Source organism: Curtobacterium sp. NPDC090223 (assembly GCF_044746585.1).
Taxonomy (GTDB): domain Bacteria; phylum Actinomycetota; class Actinomycetes; order Actinomycetales; family Microbacteriaceae; genus Curtobacterium.
The window spans coordinates 176285-197861 of the sequence record NZ_JBIVCN010000003.1 but is presented as its reverse complement, the minus strand read 5'-3'; the positions used below and the strand labels follow the sequence as shown (position 1 = coordinate 197861).

General features: G+C 70.2%; 21 protein-coding genes and 2 tRNA genes. 12 read left to right on the top strand and 11 right to left on the bottom strand.

Translation table 11 applies throughout. From position 1 onward, the window contains the following. Window positions 1-49: 49 nt before the first annotated feature. Both ACIPJY_RS08390 and ACIPJY_RS08385 read right to left on the bottom strand, forming a co-directional pair. Entirely contained in the window at window positions 50-910 is an 861-nt protein-coding gene (locus tag ACIPJY_RS08390) for a helix-turn-helix domain-containing protein (protein WP_400462847.1), read from the bottom strand. Between the two features lie 9 nt (window positions 911-919). Beyond that, complete coding sequence (locus ACIPJY_RS08385) at window positions 920-1525, bottom strand: hypothetical protein (RefSeq protein ID WP_400462845.1); 606 nt, start codon at window positions 1523-1525, stop codon at window positions 920-922. Window positions 1526-1608: 83 nt separating this feature from the next. Here ACIPJY_RS08385 and ACIPJY_RS08380 point away from each other — a divergent pair, with 83 nt between their 5' ends. From ACIPJY_RS08380 to ACIPJY_RS08370, 3 genes are read left to right on the top strand one after another with little or no spacing between them, the layout of a single operon-like run. Then, entirely contained in the window at window positions 1609-3063 is a 1455-nt protein-coding gene (locus tag ACIPJY_RS08380) for a histidine kinase (RefSeq protein ID WP_400462842.1), read from the top strand. Between the two features lie 43 nt (window positions 3064-3106). After that, entirely contained in the window at window positions 3107-3769 is a 663-nt protein-coding gene (locus ACIPJY_RS08375; protein ID WP_400462839.1) for a response regulator, read from the top strand. Further along, window positions 3766-4614: an EamA family transporter gene (locus ACIPJY_RS08370; RefSeq protein WP_400462836.1), complete on the top strand. Its 849-nt coding sequence runs from the start codon at window positions 3766-3768 to the stop codon at window positions 4612-4614. Before ACIPJY_RS08375 ends, ACIPJY_RS08370 begins: the two co-directional genes overlap by 4 nt. On the opposite strand, the gene ACIPJY_RS08365 is transcribed toward ACIPJY_RS08370, so the two are convergent. Together ACIPJY_RS08365 and ACIPJY_RS08360 are read right to left on the bottom strand one after the other, a co-directional pair. Then, window positions 4587-4739 carry a hypothetical protein gene (locus ACIPJY_RS08365; RefSeq protein WP_400462834.1) on the bottom strand — a complete coding sequence of 51 codons (153 nt, stop codon included), beginning with the start codon at window positions 4737-4739 and terminating at the stop codon, window positions 4587-4589. The genes ACIPJY_RS08370 and ACIPJY_RS08365 overlap by 28 nt on opposite strands. 115 nt (window positions 4740-4854) lie before the next feature. Next, window positions 4855-5172: a hypothetical protein gene (locus ACIPJY_RS08360; RefSeq protein WP_400462831.1), complete on the bottom strand. Its 318-nt coding sequence runs from the start codon at window positions 5170-5172 to the stop codon at window positions 4855-4857. A 186-nt stretch (window positions 5173-5358) separates the two neighbouring features. Here ACIPJY_RS08360 and ACIPJY_RS08355 point away from each other — a divergent pair, with 186 nt between their 5' ends. Further along, window positions 5359-6210: a hypothetical protein gene (locus tag ACIPJY_RS08355; RefSeq protein ID WP_400462828.1), complete on the top strand. Its 852-nt coding sequence runs from the start codon at window positions 5359-5361 to the stop codon at window positions 6208-6210. A 5-nt stretch (window positions 6211-6215) separates the two neighbouring features. Here ACIPJY_RS08355 and ACIPJY_RS08350 read toward each other — a convergent pair. Next, window positions 6216-6289, bottom strand: a tRNA-Gly gene (locus tag ACIPJY_RS08350). Between the two features lie 71 nt (window positions 6290-6360). On the opposite strand from ACIPJY_RS08350, the gene ACIPJY_RS08345 reads away from it, so the two are divergent. From ACIPJY_RS08345 to ACIPJY_RS08325, 5 genes are all read left to right on the top strand, one after another. Further along, on the top strand, window positions 6361-6651 hold the full coding sequence (locus ACIPJY_RS08345; RefSeq protein WP_400462825.1) for a hypothetical protein: 291 nt from the start codon (window positions 6361-6363) through the stop codon (window positions 6649-6651). A gap of 57 nt (window positions 6652-6708) precedes the next feature. Continuing rightward, window positions 6709-6785, top strand: a tRNA-Pro gene (locus ACIPJY_RS08340). Window positions 6786-6822: 37 nt separating this feature from the next. Then, the gene (tig, locus tag ACIPJY_RS08335) at window positions 6823-8130 is read left to right on the top strand and encodes a trigger factor (RefSeq protein WP_400462823.1); all 1308 of its coding nucleotides are present in this window, start codon (window positions 6823-6825) and stop codon (window positions 8128-8130) included. Between the two features lie 307 nt (window positions 8131-8437). After that, window positions 8438-9067, top strand: a complete 630-nt coding sequence (locus ACIPJY_RS08330) for an ATP-dependent Clp protease proteolytic subunit (RefSeq protein ID WP_400462820.1) — start codon at window positions 8438-8440, stop codon at window positions 9065-9067. 26 nt (window positions 9068-9093) lie between these two features. Continuing rightward, the gene (locus tag ACIPJY_RS08325) at window positions 9094-9753 is read left to right on the top strand and encodes an ATP-dependent Clp protease proteolytic subunit (RefSeq protein ID WP_400462817.1); all 660 of its coding nucleotides are present in this window, start codon (window positions 9094-9096) and stop codon (window positions 9751-9753) included. 178 nt (window positions 9754-9931) lie between these two features. On the opposite strand, the gene ACIPJY_RS08320 is transcribed toward ACIPJY_RS08325, so the two are convergent. Together ACIPJY_RS08320 and ACIPJY_RS08315 are read right to left on the bottom strand one after the other, a co-directional pair. Further along, window positions 9932-10531, bottom strand: a complete 600-nt coding sequence (locus ACIPJY_RS08320; RefSeq protein WP_400462815.1) for a copper resistance protein CopC — start codon at window positions 10529-10531, stop codon at window positions 9932-9934. A 65-nt stretch (window positions 10532-10596) separates the two neighbouring features. Further along, window positions 10597-11328, bottom strand: a complete 732-nt coding sequence (locus tag ACIPJY_RS08315; protein ID WP_400462813.1) for a YcnI family protein — start codon at window positions 11326-11328, stop codon at window positions 10597-10599. 203 nt (window positions 11329-11531) lie between these two features. Between ACIPJY_RS08315 and clpX the strand changes: the two genes are divergently transcribed. Then, window positions 11532-12812 (top strand): ATP-dependent Clp protease ATP-binding subunit ClpX, encoded by a 1281-nt coding sequence (gene clpX, locus ACIPJY_RS08310; protein ID WP_400462810.1) that lies wholly within the window; start codon window positions 11532-11534, stop codon window positions 12810-12812. A 195-nt stretch (window positions 12813-13007) separates the two neighbouring features. On the opposite strand, the gene ACIPJY_RS08305 is transcribed toward clpX, so the two are convergent. Further along, window positions 13008-15032 carry a M3 family metallopeptidase gene (locus ACIPJY_RS08305; protein ID WP_400462807.1) on the bottom strand — a complete coding sequence of 675 codons (2025 nt, stop codon included), beginning with the start codon at window positions 15030-15032 and terminating at the stop codon, window positions 13008-13010. Between the two features lie 13 nt (window positions 15033-15045). Then, window positions 15046-15624 carry a TetR/AcrR family transcriptional regulator gene (locus ACIPJY_RS08300; protein ID WP_400462804.1) on the bottom strand — a complete coding sequence of 193 codons (579 nt, stop codon included), beginning with the start codon at window positions 15622-15624 and terminating at the stop codon, window positions 15046-15048. Between the two features lie 135 nt (window positions 15625-15759). Between ACIPJY_RS08300 and ACIPJY_RS08295 the strand changes: the two genes are divergently transcribed. Then, complete coding sequence (locus ACIPJY_RS08295; RefSeq protein WP_400462801.1) at window positions 15760-16599, top strand: alpha/beta fold hydrolase; 840 nt, start codon at window positions 15760-15762, stop codon at window positions 16597-16599. A 143-nt stretch (window positions 16600-16742) separates the two neighbouring features. Here ACIPJY_RS08295 and ACIPJY_RS08290 read toward each other — a convergent pair whose 3' ends face one another. Next, complete coding sequence (locus ACIPJY_RS08290) at window positions 16743-16994, bottom strand: hypothetical protein (protein WP_400462798.1); 252 nt, start codon at window positions 16992-16994, stop codon at window positions 16743-16745. A gap of 47 nt (window positions 16995-17041) precedes the next feature. Continuing rightward, on the bottom strand, window positions 17042-19636 hold the full coding sequence (gene valS, locus ACIPJY_RS08285) for a valine--tRNA ligase (protein WP_400462797.1): 2595 nt from the start codon (window positions 19634-19636) through the stop codon (window positions 17042-17044). A gap of 282 nt (window positions 19637-19918) precedes the next feature. Between valS and proP the strand changes: the two genes are divergently transcribed. Continuing rightward, a complete protein-coding gene (proP, locus tag ACIPJY_RS08280) occupies window positions 19919-21499 on the top strand; it encodes a glycine betaine/L-proline transporter ProP (RefSeq protein ID WP_400462795.1) in 1581 nt (526 codons plus the stop codon). The last annotated feature ends 78 nt before the right edge of the window (window positions 21500-21577 follow it).

The following is a 21577-nucleotide window of genomic DNA, read 5'->3' as shown; positions in this document are numbered from 1 at the left end:
GGTTTGACCGATCCGGTTCACGAAACCCGGGTTTCGTGAACCGGATCGGTCAATCGAGAATCCGAAGTCGTGTCTCTGCGCGCCGCAGACGTGGCAGGGAGCCCTCGACTCGATCGAGCGTGCGGCGCATCGACCGGACGGTGGGGAACCCGAAGCGCGCGGCGACCTCGGTCGGGTCCTGGCCTTCGAGCAGGTCTCGTCGGACCGGGAGCGTCCGGAACCACCGGGAGAACTCGTCCGGGGTCAGCCCGGTCCCCGCGCGGAAGCGGCGCCGGAGTGTGGACTGGGACGTGTTCGCGAGGACGGCGAGCTCGGGGACGGTCGGTGCCGGGCCGGGGCCGGCGATGGCGTCGATGCACCGTGTCAGGCTGTTGTCGCGGAGGACCGGCGGCCGCCACGTGCTGAGGGCCGTCGTCACGACCATCTCGGCCAGTGCGTCCTGCGGTGGGCCGGGCCAGCGCTGCCCGACGAGCGAGCCGAGGTGCTGCAGGGTCAGGACGACGTCGGAGCCGGTGCCCCAGCCGTTGTCCTGCGGCCGCATCGTGGTGAGCACGTCCGGCAGCCCGAGGACCTCGGGCATGAGCGGGCCGAACGCGACCTCGCCGTGGTGGACCCCGACCACCGGGAACAGCGGGTCCTCGGCGCGGGGTGGCGGGTGCCGGGCGCTGCGGGTCCCGACCCACGTCGGAGCGCCGCCCGCGACGATCGCGACGCCACCGGGTTCGAGGACCTCCCACGCGTCGCCGCGGCCCACCCAGACCCGCTCGAACCGGGTGGCGACCCACGTGTGGTCGACCCGCCCCGTCGGGAAGTCGTGGGTCCAGGCGGAGGCGAGGTCGGCCTCCAGTCCGGCGCCGTACGTGACCCGGACGCCGACCGCACCGTAGAGCGCGCGGAGCGCGTCACCCACCGGGGACCGTCAGCGCACGTCGGCCGTCGACCACAGGTACTGCACGCCGGCGCGCACCGGGCGCAGCAGCGGGCCGGCGAACAGGAGTGCCGCGGCCACGAACGCGGCGAACTGGCCGACCGCGGGGATGGCGAAGAGCACCGTGAGCACGGTCTGTGATGTCCCGGGCAGGGTGCCGAGCCAGATCGCGAAGCCGCCGAACAGCCAGACGGACGCACCGACCGCGATGACCCAGCCGGCGACGCGTGGGCTCCCGGTGGAGCGCCGGAGCACCATGACGCCGAAGGTGATGAGCAGCGCCTCGGACGCGATGAGCAGGATCGTCGTGATCGGGAACGACAGCGGGCCGAGCGGTACCCAGGAGAGCGCGGAGCAGAGCACGGACAGCGCGAACCCGAGCGAGGTGCGGTCGCCGCGGCGCCACGCGGAGAGCGCGACCACGACCGACGCGGCCCCGCCGACGGCGGCGGCGCCGATCAGGACCGGCTGGCCCGGGTCCCACTGGGTGAGCACCACCTGCCCGGCCACCGGGCCGATCGCGAACGCCAGGGCAGCCACCACCGCTGCCAGCGCGATCCATCGTTCGTCCGTCCGCGTCTCCGTCGTCGTCCCCATGGAGCCAGGGTAGGGCTAACCCCACCCCGGATGCGGGAGACGGCAGGATGGGGGAGAGAGCCCGTGTTCGCGAGGCTTGAGTCATGACCGACACCGACCGTCTCGACCAGGCGACCACCGTGCCGCTGGACGACGCAGTACCGCCAGGAGCCACGACGCCCATGCCCGCGCAGCCGCAGCAGCAGCCGCCGCAGATCCCCGCGCAGCCGCCGACCCCGACCGCCGGGGAGTTCTACCGGGACGCGTGGAAGCGCCTGCCCCGGGACTTCGGGTACATGGCCCTGACGGCGGTGCTCCTGTGCACGCTGTACTTCGCGTTCCCGGCCGCGGTGCTCGGTGGGGGCTTCCGTGACCTCTTCAACCCGTTCGTGCTCCTGATGTTCTTCGTCGCGCTCTTCGTCGCGCGGTGGCTCGGGCAGTTCGAGCGGCTCCGCATCTCGTGGGCCGACCCGCGCCCGATCCGTCCCGTCGACTGGACGCCGCGCTGGCAGCAGAACTGGTGGGCACGGACCGGCTCGGCCGTGGCGAACCCGCACTACTGGCTGTACCTGCTGCACGCGGCGGTCGTCTACCCGCTCGCCGCGCTCGTCACGGTGGGTGCCGGTGCGCTCCTCGTCACCGGGTTCTTCGGCCCGATCGTCGCCGGGTTCACCGCGCTCCGCTGGGGCTGGCAGATCAACGAGTGGCTGATGCTCAACAGCATCGACGCGACCTGGGCGTGGATCCTCGGTGCGCTCGCGTGCGCGGTGAGCATGGCGGCTTCGGTCGTGCTGTTCCCGCTCTGGGCCCGCGGTTCGGTGATCGCGCACTACTGGATCGACTTCGGGCTGCTCGGCGGGTTCCGCGCCGAGGTGCTCGAGCAGCGCGTGGCGGGGCTGCAGGCCTCCCGTGCCGGCGCGGTGACCGCCGAGGGGCAGGCGCTCCGACAGATCGAGCGCGACCTGCACGACGGCCCGCAGCAGCGGCTCGTCCGGCTCCGGATGGACCTGTCGGCCGCCGAGCGGGCGTTCGACAAGGACCCGGCTGCGGCGAAGCAGCTCATCGGTGAGGCCTCCGAACACGCCAAGGACGCGCTCGACGAACTCCGCGCGCTGTCCCGCGGGTTCGCGCCGCCGATCCTGCTCGACCGCGGACTCGTCGCCGCGCTCGAGGCCCTGGTCGCCCGGACGCCGATCCCGGTCGGACTCGAGATCCGCCTGCCGGAGGGCCTCGAGCTCGCGACCGAGATCCAGCGCAACGTGTACTTCACGGTGTCCGAGCTCCTGACGAACACCACGAAGCACGCCGGCGCCCGGACGGCCGGCGTCTACCTCGGGCTCGTCGTGGACGCCTCCTCGGTCTGGTACCTCACCGTCAGCGTCACGGACGACGGGGTCGGCGGGGCGAGCGTGCAGGAGGGCCACGGCATCGAGGGCCTGATGGGCCGGATGCGTGCCCTCGACGGGGAGCTCACGGTGTCGAGCCCCTCCGGCGGGCCGACCGAGGCGACCGCACGGATCCCGCTCGGCGCACTGAACGGGGTCCCCACCTCCCGGTGACACCGCACCCGGCTCGACGGCCGGGTCCCGCTAGGCTGGTGTCATGACCGACGGCCCGGATGCAGCACGCATCCGGGCCGTCGTCGTCGACGATGCCGTACTGCTGCGCGAGGGCCTCGCGCGGGTCCTGCGCGAGGCCGGGATCGAGGTCGTCGGGCAGTACGCCGACGCGGTCTCGTTCCTGGCGACCCTGCCCGCCGGTGCCCCCGACGTCGTGATCATGGACGTCCGGATGCCCCCGACGTTCACCGACGAGGGCGTCCGCGCCGCCGTCGAGACCCGCCGCCTGGCCCCGGGGACCGGCGTGCTCCTCCTCTCCCAGTACGTCGAGGCCACCTACGCCGAGGACGTCCTGGCATCCGGCACGTCCGGCGTCGGGTACCTCCTCAAGGACCGCGTCACCCGACTCGAGGAGATCGACGACGCCGTCCGGCGCATCGCCTCCGGCGGGACCGTGCTCGACCCCGAGGTCGTCACACAGCTGATGAGCCGCCGCCGGGACCCGCTCGAGGCCCTGACACCGCGCGAGCGCGACGTCCTCGGGCTGATGGCGGAGGGCCGGACCAACGCGGCGATCGCCCGTGCGCTCGTGATCGGCACCGGGGCCGTCGAGAAGCACGTGTCGAGCATCTTCGCCAAGCTCGCGCTGGAGGACACCGGCGAGGACCACCGCCGCGTCCTGGCCGTCCTCGCCTACCTCGGATGACGCGCGTCCCCGCGCCGCTGCTGGCGCTCGCCGCGATCGTCTCCGTGCAGCTCGGCGCAGCGATCGCGAAGACCCGTTTCGACGAGGTCGGTTCGGTCGGCGCGGCGACACTGCGGCTCGTGATCGGCGCGATCGTCCTGGCGCTCGTCGTCCGCCCGCGCGTCCGGCACTGGCGCCGTGCGCAGTGGCTCGGCGCGCTCGGACTCGGGCTCGCGCTCGGTGGCATGAACGTCTTCATCTACCTGGCGTTCGCGTCGATCCCGATCGGCGTCGCGGTCACGATCGAGTTCCTCGGGCCGCTCGCTCTGTCGCTCGTGCACACCCGGCGGTGGCGCGACGCACTCTGGGCGGTGCTGGCCCTCGCCGGTGTCGTGCTGCTCGGGATCGGGCCGTCCGCGGTCACCGAACTCGGCGGCGTCGCGTTCGCCGTGGCCGCCGCCGCGTGCTGGGCCGGCTACATCGTGATGAACCGGCACGTCGGCGCGATCATCCCGGGCGTCGACGGCCTGGCGGTGTCGATGCTCGTGGCGATGCTGGTCTCGCTGCCGTTCGGGCTCGAGACCGCGGTCGACGGTGTCGTCGCCGACCCGGCGCTCCTGATCGTGTTCGGTGCCGTCGCCGTGCTCTCCAGCGTGCTGCCGTACGCGCTCGAGATGCTCGCGCTCCGCCGGATGCCCACGCGGGTGTTCGGCGTGCTGCAGAGCCTCGGGCCGGCGGTCGCGGCGCTCGCCGGGCTGCTCGTCCTCGGCGAAGCGCTCTCGCTCGTCGAGGTCGTGGCGCTCGCGTGCGTGACCGCTGCGAGCGTCGGCGTGACGGTCTACTCCTCGCGGAGGAAGTCCGCGTAGGTCGGCTCGTGCTGGTCGCCGGAGAGCAGCGACGGGTCGTTCACCCGTCGGTCGACGTAGGCGGCGATGACTTCTGGCGGGGTGAGCACATGTGCCACCCAGGACGGCACGTCATGGGGTTTCATGGTGCCTCCTTCCGGTCGTGACACTCGCGGACGGATGTCTTGATTGTCGAGTTTCTTGCTGTACCGGCGTTGCCTAAACGATCTCGTGCCGCTCGGCGGGTGTCAATCGCGTGCGTCATCTGGACTGACCCCTGCGGCGGTCCGCCTCGGCCCGGAGGGTCCGGTGCTTCACCGCGGAACGCCACACCCACGCCTCGGCCTGCTGCCCGAACTGCGCCCACTCGACGAGCACCGCGTCACGCGTCCAGCTCTTCGCGAACGCCTTCACCCGGACGTGGAAGGTCGGGAACTGGATCCACGCCCAGACGGCCATCGGGGTGACCGCGTGGCAGACGTCGGGGCCGCGGGCGTCCTCGGACAGGGAGTAGGCGCGCGGACGTTCGACCTCCGGGTGTTCCGGGGGCTGCCACCGGTTCTCGCGACGCCGTCCCACGAGACGTATTCGAACGTGTGTTCGAATGGTTCGTCAAGTCCGGCAGGTGGGTGCGCTGGTCGTGCGGCGTCGGTCCGCGTGTCGTTCCGGCGGCGTCGGCCTGCCCATGTCGGTCCGGCCGTTCCGGCCGTGTCGTTCCGGACGGGAGGCCCGGGTCGGCTCCGTCGGCTGTCGTACGGTGTCGGGATGGACGCGGTGGCATGGGCACGGTCGGCGCTCGCCGAGCAGGGCACGGAGGTGCGCGCGGTCGAGGAGGTCCGCCGACGCGCGTGGAGCACCATCTGGCGGGTGTCCACGGACGCCGACGACCTGTACCTGAAGACCGCACCGGAGGGGGTCGCGGCCGAACCCGCGCTGCTCGAGGTCCTCGCGCTGCACGGGGTCCCGCACGTCCAGCGGCCCGTCGCGGCCGAGGGGCAGCACGTGCTCCTGCCCGACGGGGGTCCGATCGTCCGGCTCGTCGAGGACCGTGACGCCGTGTGGCTCGACGTGATGCGCCACTACGCCGAAGCGCAGTGGGCGACCGAGCCCGCCGCTGCCGATGACCTCGTCCGTGCTGGCGTGCCCGACCTGCGACTCGCGGTGCTGCCGGACGTCGCCGCCGAGCTCGTCGCCCGCTGGGCACCCGAGCACCGGGGGCTCGTGCCGCTGCTCACCGATGCCGCCGTCGAGCTCGACGAACTCATGCCCATGGCGACGCTCGAGCACGGCGACCTGCACGTCGGCAACGCGTTCGCACGCGGGGCGGTGCCGTTCGACTGGGGTGACGCGTGCGTGTCGCACCCGTTCCTCAGCCTGCTCGTCGCCGGGCGCGAGGACGTCCCCGGGGGAGTCGAGGCGTACCTCGAGACGTTCTTCGGGGAACCGGGCGTGGCGGCGGACCCGGACGTGCAGCACATCGTCGGGCTCGCGACGACGCTCGGGGTGGTCGCACGGGTGCTGAGCTGGCAGCGGGCGATCGACGCGTCCGGCGAGGAGATGCCGGCGAGCTACCGGAGTGCGCCGCGGGAGTGGCTCGAGACCCTTTGGAGCGGGTGACGGATTGGAGGGGATGACGGGAATCGAACCCGCGTAGCCAGTTTGGAAGACTGGGGCTCTACCATTGAGCTACATCCCCGCGCCTGCGCTCGAGGCGCAGCCCCACTACTGTAGCGGACGAACGACACACGAGCGGACGAACCAGACCTCATGATCCTGCCGCCACCGGACGAGTCGTCACAGCGGACCATCAAACGCTCGCGGATCCTCTCGTACGTGCTCGTCGCGCTCGCCGCGGTCGTCCTCTCCCTGCGCCCGGAGCTGTTCGGGGACCCCGCTGCCCCGCCGTGGCACGCGCTCCTGCACGTGTGGCGCATCGTCCTCGGCATCGTGCTGGCCGTCGCCGCGCTCGGTGTCCAGGTCCTCGTCGGGGTGCAGTGGCGCCGCGGCTTGCGGCAGACCGGTGAAGCTCCCGAGAACCGGACACCAGCGGACCGCTAGACTCATCGGCGTCGCATGCGCCCCACCGGTGTGCGCGAGCACCCTGGCCCATTCAAACGGGGCGTAGCTCAGCTTGGTAGAGCGCCCGCTTTGGGAGCGGGAGGTCGCAGGTTCAAATCCTGTCGCCCCGACCAGGACCCACACCATCGCCAACCATCAGGAGAATCCCCCTTGGCCAACAGCACCGTCGACAAGGTGAGCGAGACCCGCGTCAAGCTCACGGTGAACGTGACGCCGGAAGAGCTCAAGCCGAGCATCGACCACGCGTACAAGCACATCGCAGAGCAGATCAACATCCCCGGCTTCCGCAAGGGCAAGGTCCCGCCGGCGATCGTCGACCAGCGCGTCGGCCGCGGCGAGGTCCTGAACCACGCCGTCGGTGACGCCATCGACACCTTCTACCGCCAGGCGGTCGAAGAGCAGGAGCTCCGCATCCTCGGCCGTGCCGAGGCCGACGTCTCCGAGCTGCCGAACGTCAACGACTTCACCGGTGACCTCGTCCTCACCTTCGAGGTGGACGTCCGTCCCGAGTTCGACCTGCCCGACTACAGCTCCTACGAGCTCACCGTCGACGCCGTCGAGGTCTCCGACGAGGAGATCGAGGAGGAGCTGCAGAACCTGCGCACGCGCTTCGGCACGCTCGTCACGGTCGACCGTCCGGCGACGAAGGGCGACTTCGCCCAGATCGACCTCACCGCCACCATCGGCGACGACGAGGTCGACTCGGCCACCGGCGTCTCCTACGAGCTCGGCTCGGGCGACCTGCTCGAGGGCATCGACGAGGCGCTCGAGTCCCTCACCGCCGGCGAGTCCACCACCTTCGAGTCCAAGCTCGTCGGTGGCGACCGCGAGGGCGAGACCGCCCAGATCGCCGTGACCGTCACCGCCGTCAAGGAGCGCGAGCTCCCCGAGGCCGACGACGAGTTCGCGCAGATCGCCAGCCAGTTCGACACCATCGACGAGCTGAAGGCGGACCTCAAGGAGCAGATCGCGAAGTCCAAGACCTTCGGTCAGGGCGCCGCTGCTCGCGACAAGCTCGTCGAGAAGCTACTCGAGGACGTCAACATCCCGATCTCGGAGAAGCTCATCGAGGACGAGGTGCAGCGTCACCTCGAGCAGGAGAACCGCCTCGAGGACGACGAGCACCGTGCCGAGGTCGCCGAGTCCAGCGAGAAGGCCTTCCGTTCGCAGATCCTCCTCGACTCCATCGCCGAGAAGGAGTCGATCCAGGTCTCGCAGGAAGAGCTCACGCAGTACCTGATCCAGGCCGCCGCGCAGTACGGCATGGAGCCGGGCGAGTTCATCAAGGTCATCGACCAGAACGGGCAGATCCCCGGCATGGTCGGCGAGGTCGCCCGCTCGAAGGCCGTCGCCACGGTCCTTGCGCAGGTCACGGTGAAGGACTCCAACGGCGAGCCGGTCGACCTCTCCGCGTTCACCGCGGGTGTCGCCCAGCCGGCCACGGTCGACGCGGAGTAGTCCGCCGGCCGACGCGACCAGCGTCACGGACAGGAGGCACGGTGCCAGCTGGCACCGTGCCTCCTGTCCGTTCGTGGGCGGCGACCGCCTGCGCTCGCGACGCCGCCCGTGTGTCCAGACGCCGCGCGTGCCTCGAGACACCGCCGAAGAGCGCGGCGTCTCGGGAACTCGGAGGTGTCTCGGGGTCCATGCGGTGCCGGGAAGCGCCTGGAACGGCACCGCGCATTGCCGACAGCGAACAGGCGCGAACTGCTGCGTTGCAACCGATAAGTTCGACATCAAGCGACAACTGAACGGGAGCTTTTCCATGGCCGAAGCGACACTGAACCCCAGTGTTTTTGACCGCCTTCTGAGAGACCGGATCGTGTGGCTCGGCTCCGAGGTCCGCGACGACAACTCGAACGAGATCGCAGCCAAGCTGCTGCTGCTCGCCGCCGAGGACCCTGAGAAGGACATCTACCTCTACATCAACTCGCCCGGTGGTTCGATCACCGCCGGCATGGCGATCTACGACACGATGCAGTTCGTGCCGAACGACATCGTCACGGTGGGCATCGGCCTCGCCGCGTCGATGGGGCAGTTCCTGCTCTCGTCGGGCACGCCTGGCAAGCGCTACATCACCCCGAACGCCCGTGTGCTCCTGCACCAGCCGTCCGGTGGCTTCGGCGGAACCGCCGCGGACATCCAGACGCAGGCCAAGGTCATCCTCGACATGAAGCAGCGCATGGCCGAGCTGACCGCCGAGCAGACCGGCAAGTCGATCGAGCAGATCCTCAAGGACAACGACCGCGACAACTGGTTCACGGCGCAGGAAGCCCTGGACTACGGCTTCGTCGACCACCTCCGTGCGTCGTCCGCCGAGGTCATCGGTGGTGGCGGGACCGTCAACGACGGCGAGACCCCCACGCCGGCCGCCGACCCCGACGCCCAGTCCTGATCCCCACCGAAGAAAAGGAAACGAGAATGCATCTCCCCATGCTCGGTGGCGCGCAGAACGTCCCGGCTCCCACTGATCGGTACATCCTCCCGAGCTTCGAAGAGCGCACGGCCTACGGCTACAAGCGCCAGGACCCGTACGCGAAGCTGTTCGAGGACCGCATCGTGTTCCTCGGCGTCCAGGTCGACGACGCGTCGGCCGACGACGTCATGGCCCAGCTGCTCGTGCTCGAGTCGATGGACCCGGACCGCGACATCGTGATGTACATCAACTCGCCCGGTGGCTCGTTCACCGCGATGACGGCGATCTACGACACGATGCAGTACATCCGCCCGCAGATCCAGACGGTCTGCCTCGGCCAGGCCGCTTCGGCCGCGTCGGTGCTCCTCGCCGCCGGTACGCCGGGCAAGCGTCTCGCGCTGCCGAACGCCCGCGTGCTCATCCACCAGCCCGCGACCCAGCAGGGTGGCGGTCAGGCGTCCGACATCGAGATCCAGGCGGCGGAGATCCTCCGCATGCGCACCTGGCTCGAGGAGACGCTGTCGAAGCACTCCAACAAGACGGCCGAGCAGGTCAACCACGACATCGAGCGCGACAAGATCATGTCCGCTGCGGAAGCCGTGGAGTACGGCCTGATCGACCAGGTGCTGACGAGCCGGAAGAACCTCCCGGTGCTCGTCAAGTAGCGCACACGACGAAGGGCCCCGCACCGATGGTGCGGGGCCCTTCGTCGTCCGTGCCGGTACCGGTGCCGGCCTGGAGGCTCGCATCGCGTCCGTGAGATCGCATTCGGTGTCACATCGGGTCGCGCGGAGCGACACGAGTTGCGATCTCACCGGCAGGACGGACCTGGCCGGGAGGGCGTCACTCGTCGTCGGGGTCCTCGGCGGGGCGGCGGCGGACCAGGAGCAGCACGGCGACGATCGCGGCGACGACGACCAGGCCGCCGGCACCGATCCAGATCGCGTCCGAGGTGGCGGAGTCGGTGTCGCCCGAGGCGGTGCCGGTGGTCGCGGACGAGCTCGACGCCGAACCCGCGGTGGCGCAGGTCGGCGGGGTCGCCGAACCCTTCGCGGGCGTGAAGCCGGCCGGGGCCTTCCACGTGAAGGCGTACTCGTCGGAGACGGTGTGGCCGTCGGCGGAGACGATCTGCCACTCGATCTCGTACTCGCCGGAGGCACCGAGTGCGGCCTTCGTGGTCATCGAGGGGCCGTCGATGTCGACGCAACCGTCCTCGTAGTAGCGCTTGTCCGGTCCGACGATCCGGTAGGCGAAGCCCGACCCGGACCCGCCGATGTCGAGGAGCTTGTCGTTCGTGGTGATCTCGAACGCGTCCGGCAGGGACGTCAACGTGCCGTCGACCTTCGGTGTCGAGGCGATCATGTAGTTGTGCGCGCTGGCCGGACCGGCGAGGCCGAGGACGGCACCGCCCGCGATGGCGAGGGTCGTGGCGGACGCGGCCACGAGCCTCCAGGCCCGGTGTGACCGGCGCCGCGCCGGACGGGAGGTGACCCGCCCCCGCTCGGTCGTCACTTCGTGCTGCGGCGACGCGTCGCCGCCACCGCGACGACGAGGCCGGCCGCGCCGAGGACGAGGCCACCGAGGCCGAGGAAGCGGCCGACCAGGTCGGGCTGCGTCCCGGCGGTGTCGGCGGACGCGGCCGTCGTGGAGTCGTCGGTGGCCGCTGCCTGCTCGTCGTCACCGTCGGTCGTGGTGGACGCCGCCGTCAGGGTGATCGAGGGCGCCGGGTGCTCCGGCTCGGCCTCGCCGGCCTTCTGGACCTGGTCCCACTCGATGGAGCCCTTCTCGCACGTCTGGGTGACGGGGAGGGAGACGACGTCCCCCGCCTTGCCGTCCGGCAGCGAGAAGGACAGCGAGAAGGTGTCGCGCTCGTCGGCGGGGAGCGGGGTCTTCGCCGTGTAGGTGACGCTCGTCACGCGCTCACCGGCGTCCTCGGCGGACTCGTCGTCGGCCGCGGCGGACGGGCTCGTGTACGGCTCGGTGGTCTTGGTGAGGTCCCAGTTCGGGTTCACGGTCGGCGTGACCTCGATCACGGAGGACGGCACGTGGAACTGCAGCTTCGTGGTGGGGGAGCCGTCGCAGCCGTGCGGCACCGAGAACGTGGCCGTCGTGTAGGAGCCGGCGGCGGTGGACGTGCTCGTCGCCTCGACGTGGGCGCTCGCGGACGCGGCGGTGCCGAGGACGATGGCGGCGACGACGCCGAGGGTCGCTGCTCCGCCGACGGCGAGACGCTTCTGCATGGGACTGTTCCTTCCGGGGACCTCTGGTGCTCTACAACTTGTAGAACACCGGGACCAACCTAGCAGGACCGAACGCCCTGGGCGAACGCGCCGCCGGAAACGCGCTCGGCGTCGCCGTGAGTGTCACCGGATGCGGTTAGGCTCGACAACACGACGACCCGTGCACACGAGCCGTGTGCACGTCGACCAGGGAAGGCCGGAGCATGGCACGCATCGGAGAGAGCGCTGACCTCCTCAAGTGCTCCTTCTGTGGCAAGAGCCAGAAGCAGGTACAGCAGCTGATCGCCGGTCCCGGCGTCTACATCTGCGACGAATGCGTCGAACTCTGCAACGAGATCATCGAAGAGCGTCTGGCGGAAGCCAGCGACGAGACCGGCAGCGGCGAGTTCGAACTCCCGAAGCCGCGCGAGATCTTCGACTTCCTGCAGGAGTACGTCATCGGGCAGGACCCGGCGAAGCGCGCACTGGCCGTCGCGGTCTACAACCACTACAAGCGCATCCGTGCGCAGGGGCAGATCACCGCCGCGGAAGACCGCGACGACGTCGAGATCGCCAAGTCGAACATCCTGCTCATCGGGCCGACCGGCTGCGGCAAGACCTACCTCGCCCAGACCCTGGCGAAGCGCCTCAACGTGCCGTTCGCGGTCGCGGACGCCACCGCCCTGACCGAGGCCGGGTACGTCGGCGAAGACGTCGAGAACATCCTGCTCAAGCTCATCCAGGCCGCCGACTACGACGTCAAGCGGGCCGAGACGGGCATCATCTACATCGACGAGGTCGACAAGATCGCGCGCAAGGCGGAGAACCCGTCCATCACGCGCGACGTCTCCGGCGAGGGCGTGCAGCAGGCGCTGCTCAAGATCCTCGAGGGCACGGTCGCCTCGGTGCCGCCGCAGGGCGGTCGGAAGCACCCGCACCAGGAGTTCATCCAGATCGACACGACGAACGTGCTGTTCATCGTGGCCGGGGCGTTCGCCGGGCTCGAGGAGATCGTGTCCTCGCGCGTGGGCAAGCGCGGCATCGGGTTCGGCGCACAGCTGCACAGCCCGCTCGACCAGCAGGACCTCTACGCCGACGTCCTGCCGGAGGACCTGCACAAGTTCGGACTCATCCCCGAGTTCATCGGTCGTCTGCCCGTCGTCACGACGGTGTCGCAGCTCGACCAGTCCGCCCTCATGCAGATCCTGACCGAGCCGAAGAACGCGCTCGTCCGGCAGTACCAGCGGATGTTCCAGATCGACGGCGTCGAGCTGGAGTTCGACCAGGGCGCCCTCGAGGCCATCGCCGACCTTGCCGTGCTGCGACAGACCGGCGCCCGTGGCCTCCGCGCGATCATGGAAGAAGTGCTCGGGCCGATCATGTTCGACGTGCCCTCGGACGACGACGTCGCCCGGGTGGTCGTGACGCGTGCGTCGGTGCTCGAGAACGCGGCGCCGACGATCGTCCCGCGGCCGCGAGCGAAGCGCGTCGAGAAGTCCGCGTAGGCGAACTGCCACGAAGCAGGGCCCGCACCGTCTCGGTGCGGGCTCTGCTGCTGTGTGGCGCGGGGTCCCGGTGCGCGGTTGGCGCGCGTTCCTTCCCATCACGCCCGCTGTGGGAAGGCGAATCGCGCGGAGGGGGCCGGAACTTCCGACCGCCTACGCGCGATTCGAATGCCTACGCGCGGAACTGCCTCCCCGCTACTGCAGGCCGCGGCGGCGGAGCAGGGGACCGACCTCGGCGTCGCGGCCGCGGAACTCGCGGAAGGCCTCGATCGGGTCCTTCGAGCCGCCGACCCCGAGCACCATCGTGGCGAAGCGACGCCCGGCAGCGCGGTCGAGCCCACCGTGGTCGCGGAACCACTCCACGGTGTCGGCGTCGAGCACCTCGCTCCAGATGTACCCGTAGTACCCGGCGTCGTACCCGCCCGAGAACGTGTGCGCGAAGTACGTCGACGAGTAGCGCGGCGGGACGGCGGCGACGTCGATGCCGGCGTCGGCCAGTGCCTGGCGCTCGAACGCCTCGACGTCGGTCACCGCGTCGGCCTCTGCCTTCGACAGCCGGTGCCACGCCTGGTCGAGCAGGGCGGCGGCGAGGTACTCGGTGGTGCCGAACCCCTCGTTGAAGCCCGCCGAGTCGCTCAGCCCGAGGACGAGCTCCGGGGGCATCGGCTCGCCGGTCTCGTGGTGCTTCGCGTAGTTCGCCAGGACCTCGGGCCAGGAGACCCACATCTCGTTGACCTGGCTCGGGAACTCGACGAAGTCGCGCTCGACGTTCGTGCCCGAGAACCGCGGGTAGGTCGTCCGGGCGATGAGCCCGTGCAGCGCGTGGCCGAACTCGTGGAAGAGCGTCTCGACCTCGTCCTGGATCAGGAGCGTCGGGGAGCCAGCAGCGGGCTTGGCGACGTTGAGGTTGTTCACGACGACCGGCAGCGTGCCCATCAGCGCGGACTGCTCGACGACGGGGTTCATCCACGCGCCGCCGCGCTTGCCGTCGCGCGTGTAGAGGTCGAGCAGGTACAGGCCGATCGGGCTGTCGTCCTCGTCGGTGACCTCGAACACGCGGACCTCGTCGTTGTACCCGTGCAGGTCCGGGCGCTCGGCGAACTTCAGCCCGTAGAGGGCGTTCGCCGCGAAGAAGACCCCGTCGCGCAGGACCCGGTCGGCCTCCAGGTACGGCCGGGTGGCGGTGCTGTCGGCGGCGAACTGCTCGCCGCGGAGGATCTCGGTCGCGTAGGCCCAGTCCCACGCCTCGACCTCGAAGCCGACGGTCTGGGAGCGGACGGCACGCTCGTCGTCCGCGTTCGCCGCCGCCGCGCCGACCAGCGAGGACAGCAGCCCGTCGACCGCCTCCGGAGTACCGGCGGTCTCGTCGGCGGTCACCACGGCCGCGTGGTTCGGGAACCCGAGCAGCTCCGCGCGCTCGGCCCGGAGCCGGACTATGCGGAGCAGGACGTCCCGGTTGTCGTGCTCGTTGCCGCGGCGACCGCGGGACAGCGACGCGCGCATGATGCGTTCGCGGAGGTCGCGGTCAGCGAGGGACGCCAGCCACGGGTGGCCCGTGTAGAGCGGCAGGGTGATCAGCCACCCGTCCAGGCCACGGTCGGCAGCGGCACCTGCGGCGGCGGACTTGGCGCCGTCATCGAGGCCGGCGAGCGACTCCTCGGAGGTGACGTGCACGGCGAGGTCGTTCGTCTCGTCGAGCAGGTTGCGCTCGAACGTGGTGGTCAGGGTGGAGAGCTCCTGGTTGATCGCGGTGAGGCGCTCCTTGCCGGCGTCGTCGAGGCCGGCGCCGGCCAGGGTCATCTCGGTGAAGGTGCGCTCCACGAGGCGCAGGTCCTCGCCCTCGAGCCCGGTCTCGGGAGCGCTGTCGCGAACGGCCCGGACACGCTCGTACAGCCGGGAGTCGAGGGTGATCGCGTCGCGGTGCGCGGCGAGCAGCGGGGAGACCTCGGCCTCGATGTCGTGCAGCTCCGGCGTGGAGTCGGCAGAGGAGAGCGTGAAGAACACCATGCTCACGCGGGAGAGCAGCTGACCGCTCCGCTCGAGCGCCACGAGCGTGTTCTCGAACGTCGGCGCGTCGGGGTTCGTGGCGATCGCCTCGACCTCGGCCCGCTGCTCGCGGATCCCTGCGTCGAAGCCCGGACGGTGGTGCTCGAGCCGGACCTGGTCGAACGGGGGGAGTGCGTACGGGAGGGTGCTCGGTTCGTCGAACGGCGTCGTCATCACCCCACCCTAGCTACGCGGTCGCGGCGTCGATCAGCGTGGCCGCCGCCCGACGCGCGTGCCGGGCCGGCGCCGCGTCGCCCGCGATCGCCGCGGTGGTCTGCGCTCCCTCGGCGAGCAGGGCCAGCTGGGCGGCGAGTTCGTCGGCACGGGCCGGGTCCGCCACGGCCGTGCGCGTGAGGCCGCCGACGTACTGCTGGAAGGACTCCTTGTGAGCCCTGGCGATCTCCGCGACCGCGGGGGAGGTCGCACCGAGCTCCCCGAAGGCGTTGATGAAGCCGCACCCGCGGAACGTGGCGTCGCCGAACCACGACTCCAGGAAGTCGTACATCGCCAGGAGCTTGTCGCGCGGGGTGGTCGCCGCGTCGACCGCCTGCGCCAGACCGTGCTCCCAGTAGTCGTGCCGACCGGCGAGCACCGCGGCGATCAGGGAGTCCTTGCCGGGGAACGCCGCGTAGAGCTTCTTCAGCGAGACGCCGGCGCCGGTCCGGATCTCGTCCATGCCGACGGACTGGATGCCGCGCGTGTAGAAGAGCTCGTCCGCGACGTCGACGATGTGTGCCCGGGTGTCCGGTTCGATGGTGACGGCCATGGTGTGCCCCTTCCGACTTGCGCTGGGAACGATCGTTCTCTAGTGTAGCGGACACCGGCGAGAACGAGCGTTCTCCCGGGTTGAACGGCACGAACACGAACGCCACGAACACGAGCGCCAAGGGAAGGCAGCACCATGGGTGAGATCACCGTCGGGACCGAGAACAGCGTCGACATCGCACTGCACTACGAGGACAAGGGCACCGGGCAGCCGATCGTGCTGATCCACGGCTTCCCGCTCGACGGCAACTCGTGGGAGGGCCAGACTCCGGCACTCCTCGACGCCGGCTACCGCGTGATCACGTACGACCGCCGCGGCTTCGGACAGTCGTCGCAGCCGAGCACCGGCTACGACTACGACACGTTCGCCGACGACCTGCACGCGGTCCTGACGACCCTCGACCTGCACGACGTGATCCTGGTCGGCTTCTCGATGGGCACCGGCGAGATCGCGCGCTACATCGGCCGCCACGGCGAGGACCGGATCGCGAAGGTGGCGTTCCTGGCCTCGCTCGAGCCGTTCCTGGCGATCACGGACGACAACCCCGACGGCGCCGGCCCGATGTCCTTCTTCGAGGGCATCGCCGCCGACGTCAAGAAGGACCGGTACGCGTACTTCACGAACTTCTACCAGGACTTCTTCAACCTGTCGGAGAACCTCGGGACTCGGATCTCCGAGGAAGCCGTCCGCAACGCGTGGAACGTCGCCGCCGGCTCGGGAGCGATCGCGTCCGCCGCAGCGCCGCTCACCTGGCCGACGGACTTCCGCCAGGACATCCCGAAGGTCACCGTCCCGGCGCTGATCGTGCACGGCACGGCGGACAACATCCTGCCGATCGACGCCACCGGCCGCCGCTTCACCAAGGCCCTGCCGCACGCGGAGTACGTCGAGATCGAGGGCGCCCCGCACGGCCTGCTGACCACCCACACCGCCGAGGTGAACGAGGTCCTGCTCGGCTGGCTTGCCGAGGCCTGAGCCTCGCACAACAGAAACCGGCTCGAACCGCGGACGTCCGTGGTTCGAGCCGGTTTCCGTTGTGCGCCGCCAAGCGGCACCGCCGCCGCGCGCCGCGCGCGAGCGCGCCGCGCGCGCCGCGCGCAACGCCGCGCGCGCCGCGCTCAGTCCTCCTCGGGGGCGTCGTCGGGGTTCGTCACCTGGGCGTGCCCGGCGTCGTCGAGGTGGATCGACGTGCCGTCGTCGAGCTCCACGCGGGGCTTGCCCTCCAGGTAGGTGAGCGTCCACCCCCACCCCGTCGTGTCGACGGACTCCGCCGCGAGCTCGTCCTCGACGCCCCGCACCGCCACGACCAGCGCTTCCTCGAGGCGCGGAGGTGCCGATGCGCCCACGTTCCATCGCGTACCCAACTGCATCCGGGCCTCCTGTCCGTGTGTTCCGTTCCCGTCCGTCCGACGCGACCCTACGCGGGCTGCTCGGCCAGCTCGATCTCGGTGACCGCCAGCTCCGGCCCGTCCACGAAGGACAGGTCCTGGATGCGGCCGACGGCCGCCAGGTCGACGGCCGCGCGCTCCACGAGCTCGCGGGTCGCGGCCGGAGCCGCGACGACGGCGCGCGTCACCGGCGTCTTCTGGGACGCCTTGGCGGCCGTCTTGGCACCGCGGATCCCGATGAGCGCCTGTCCGACGGCAGCGAGCAGACCGGTCTCGGCCGCGTCGACCGGCAGGTCGGCAGCAGTCGGCCAGGAGGCCCGGTGCACGCTGGTCTCGTGGGTCCAGGCCCACACTTCCTCCGTCGCGAACGGCAGGAACGGTGCCAGCAGACGGAGCAGCACGTCGATGGCGGCGCGGAGCGCCAGGACGGCGCTCGCCTGCGTCTCGTGGGTCGAGTCCGGCGCGGTGCCGTACGCACGCTCCTTGACGAGCTCGAGGTAGTCGTCGCAGAAGGTCCAGAAGAAGCGCTCGGTGACCTCGAGGGCGCGGGCGTGGTCGAAGTGCTCGAACGCGGTCGTCGCCTGCTCCAGCGTGGTGCGGAGTGCGGCGAGCACGTCGACGTCGAGCGCCTCGGTCACGCGGTGCGCGCCGGTCGGCAGCTCGAAGCCGTAGACGAACTTCGCCGCGTTGAGGACCTTGATCGCCAGACGGCGGCCGACCTTGATCTGCTTCGGGTTCTGCGGGTCGAAGGCCGCGTCGGTGCCGAGCTTCGACGATGCCGCCCAGTAGCGGACCGCGTCGGCGCCGTGCTGCTCGAGGATCGCGAGCGGCGTGACGACGTTGCCCTTCGACTTCGACATCTTCTTGCGGTCCGGGTCCACGATGAAGCCCGAGATGCTCGCGTTCTTCCACGGCACGACGTCCGCCTCGAGCTGGCTGCGGAGCACCGTCGTGAACAGCCACGTGCGGATGATGTCCTGGGCCTGCGGGCGGACGTCGTACGGGTAGACGAGGCCGTAGAGCTCCGGGTCGGTCTCCCACTTGCCGGCGAGCTGCGGGGTCAGGGACGAGGTCGCCCAGGTGTCCATGACGTCGAGCTCGCCCTGGAACCCGCCGGCGACGCCGCGCTGGTCTTCGGTGTAGCCGGGGGCGGGCTCGGACGCCGGGTCCACGGGGAGCTGGGCCTCGGTCGGGACGATCGGCTGGTCGAAGACCGGGTTGCCGTCGGCGTCGAGCGGGTACCAGACGGGCAGCGGCACGCCGAAGAAGCGCTGGCGGGAGATCAGCCAGTCGCCGGAGAGGCCGCCGACCCAGTTGTCGTAGCGGACGCGCATGAAGTCCGGGTGGAAGGCGATCTCCTCGCCCCGCTTCCGGAGCGTGGCCTTGAGCTCCTCGTCGCGGGCGCCGTCGACGATGTACCACTGGCGCGTGGAGACGATCTCGAGCGGCTTGTCGCCCTTCTCGAAGAACTTCACCGGGTGCTGGATCGTCTTCACGTCGCCGACGAGCTCGCCGGACTCGGTGAGGGCGTCGACGACGACCTTCTTCGCGGAGAACACGGTCTTGCCGGCGAGCTCGGCGTAGAGGGCCTTGCCGCCCTCGGACTCGATCCAGGACGGCTCGTCCGAGCGGACGCGGCCGTCGAAGCCGATGATGGCGCGGTTCGGCAGCTGCAGCTCGCGCCACCACACCACGTCGGTGGTGTCGCCGAAGGTGCAGACCATCGCGATGCCGGCGCCCTTGTCCTTCTGCGCGAGGTGGTGCGCGAGCACCGGGACCTCGACGTCGAACAGGGGGGAGCGGACCGTGGTGCCGAAGAGGTCCTGGAAGCGCTCGTCGTCCGGGTGCGCGACGAGGGCGACGCACGCGGGGAGGAGCTCGGGTCGGGTGGTCTGGATGACGATGTCGCCCTGGCCGTCGGTGCGGTGGAACGCGATGCCGTGGTACGCGCCCGGCATCTCCTTGTCCTCGAGCTCGGCCTGCGCCACCGCGGTGCGGAAGGTGACGTCCCAGAGCGTCGGGGCGTCGGCCTGGTAGGCCTCACCGCGCTCGAGGTTCCGCAGGAACGCGCGCTGTGCGCTGGCGCGGGAGGTGTCGTCGATGGTGCGGTACGACTGCGTCCAGTCCACCGAGAGCCCGAGCGTCCGGAAGAGGTGCTCGAACTGCTGCTCGTCCTGCACGGTCAGGCGCTCGCACAGCTCGATGAAGTTGCGGCGCGAGATCGGGACCTGGTCCGCGGCCTTGCTCGACTTGTTGTCCCCGCCCTCGAACGGCGGGACGAACGTGCCGTCGTAGGGCAGCTGCGGGTCGCAGCGGACGCCGTAGTAGTTCTGCACGCGACGCTCGGTCGGCAGGCCGTTGTCGTCCCAGCCCATCGGGTAGAAGACGTGCTTGCCGCGCATGCGCTCGAACCGGGCCTTGAGGTCGGTGTGCGTGTACGAGAACACGTGCCCGATGTGCAGCGAGCCCGAGGCGGTGGGCGGCGGCGTGTCGATCGAGTAGACCTGGCTGCGGTCCGCGGCGGCAGAGCGATCGAAGCGGTAGGTGCCGTCCTGGTCCCAGACGGGGCCCCAGACCTGCTCGAGTCCGTCGACGGTGGGCTTGTCGGGCATGGGCTTGGTCATGGCTGCGCCTTTCGATCGCTATGTGCGGCACCGAGTCCGTGATGAGGTGCCTGAGTGTCCACGCGTGACGCGCGGTGCAGCAATCGTACCGGGCGGCTCGCATGACCGCAGATCGGTCCGTTCGCGGAATGCGGACAGGGCGCATCACACCTGATATTCCGTAGGGACCGTTCGACTGATAGTCTGTCGGAGTTTGTTCGGCGGGCCGTCGGTGTTCGCAGTCCTGCGATGTCGCTCTTCTCGTCGGACTCCCGAAGGCAGCCACAGCAACCGGAGGACGATTTGGCCCCGAACAACACCCCCCACCCGCACGGCGACCGGCCGGTCCGGTCGAAGGGCGCTGCGAAGCGCGCACGCCGCAAGCTCACCACGGGCGACGTCACCGTCGTCGAGGAGTCGCTCCTCAAGCGCGCCGTCGCCGCCGCAGCACTCGGCAACGCGATGGAGTGGTTCGACTTCGGGATCTTCGCGTACCTGACGGTCACCATCTCGAAGGTGTTCCTGCCCGAGGGCGACCCGGCCGCGAACCTCGTCGCCACGTTCGGCTTCTTCGCCGCGGCCTTCATCGTGCGGCCCATCGGCGGCGCGGTGTTCGGCCCGATCGGCGACAAGATCGGCCGGCAGAAGGTCCTCGCGCTGACGATGATCCTGATGGCCGCCGGCACGCTCATGATCGGCCTGATCCCGTCGTACGACACGATCGGCTTCTGGGCCCCGGTGCTGCTCCTCGTCGCCCGCTTCGTGCAGGGCTTCTCCACGGGTGGTGAGTACGGCGGCGCCGCGACGTTCATCGCCGAGTACTCCCCGGACAAGCGGCGCGGGTTCATGGGTTCCTGGCTCGAGTTCGGCACGCTCGCCGGCTACGTGCTCGGTGCCTCGATCGTGACCGGCCTGCAGTTCGGCCTCTCCGAGGACGCCCTCCTCAGCTGGGGCTGGCGCATCCCGTTCATCATCGCGGGGCCGCTCGGGCTGATCGGGCTCTACCTGCGCCTCAAGCTCGAGGAGACCCCGGCCTTCCAGAAGCAGCAGGAAGAGGCAGCCGAGCGCGAGTCGCAGAAGACGCCGTTCCTCAAGCTCTTCGCCGAGAACTGGCGTGCGCTCATCATCTGCATCGGCCTGGTCCTGGTCTTCAACGTGACCGACTACATGCTGCTGTCGTACATGCCGACGTACCTCGAGCAGAACCTCGGGCAGAACGCCACGTTCGGTCTGATCCTCATCGTCATCGTGATGATCCTGATGATGGTCGTGATCACGTTCGGCGGCCGGCTCTCCGACAAGTTCGGACGCCGCCCGGTGCTCGCCGCCGGCTGCATCGGGTTCTTCCTGTTCTCGTGGCCGGCCCTGCAGCTCGTGCAGACCGGCACCGGGGTCGGCGTGTTCTTCGGCCTGCTGATCCTCGGCGTCGTGCTCGTCACGTTCACCTCGACGATGCCCTCGACGCTCCCCGCGCTGTTCCCGACGATCATCCGCTACGGCGCCCTGGCGATCGCGTTCAACGTGTCGGTGTCGCTCTTCGGTGGGACGACCCCGCTCGCGACGGCGGCGCTGATCAACGGCGCGAAGGACGCGGGCTTCGCCTGGGCCGAGGACATCCCGGCGTTCTACCTGATGGCGGCTGCGCTCATCGGGCTCGTCGCGGTGTACTTCACGAAGGAGACCGCGGCCACGCCGCTCATGGGGTCCGGCCCGACGGTCGCCTCGGAGGAAGAGGTCGCCCAGGTCATCGACGAGTACAACGACCCGTCGTCGGAGTTCGCGCAGTCGGACTGGGCGAAGGAGTTCTCGACGAGCGAGATCCCGGTGATCTCGAGTTCGTCGGGCGCCTCGGCGGACAACGACAAGGCCACGTCCGGCAACTGACCGGCTCCGGCCTGGAGGCCCGACTCACGTCCCGTGGGTCGGGCCTCTGCTCGTCCGTGGCCGGCCCCGGCGGCGTTG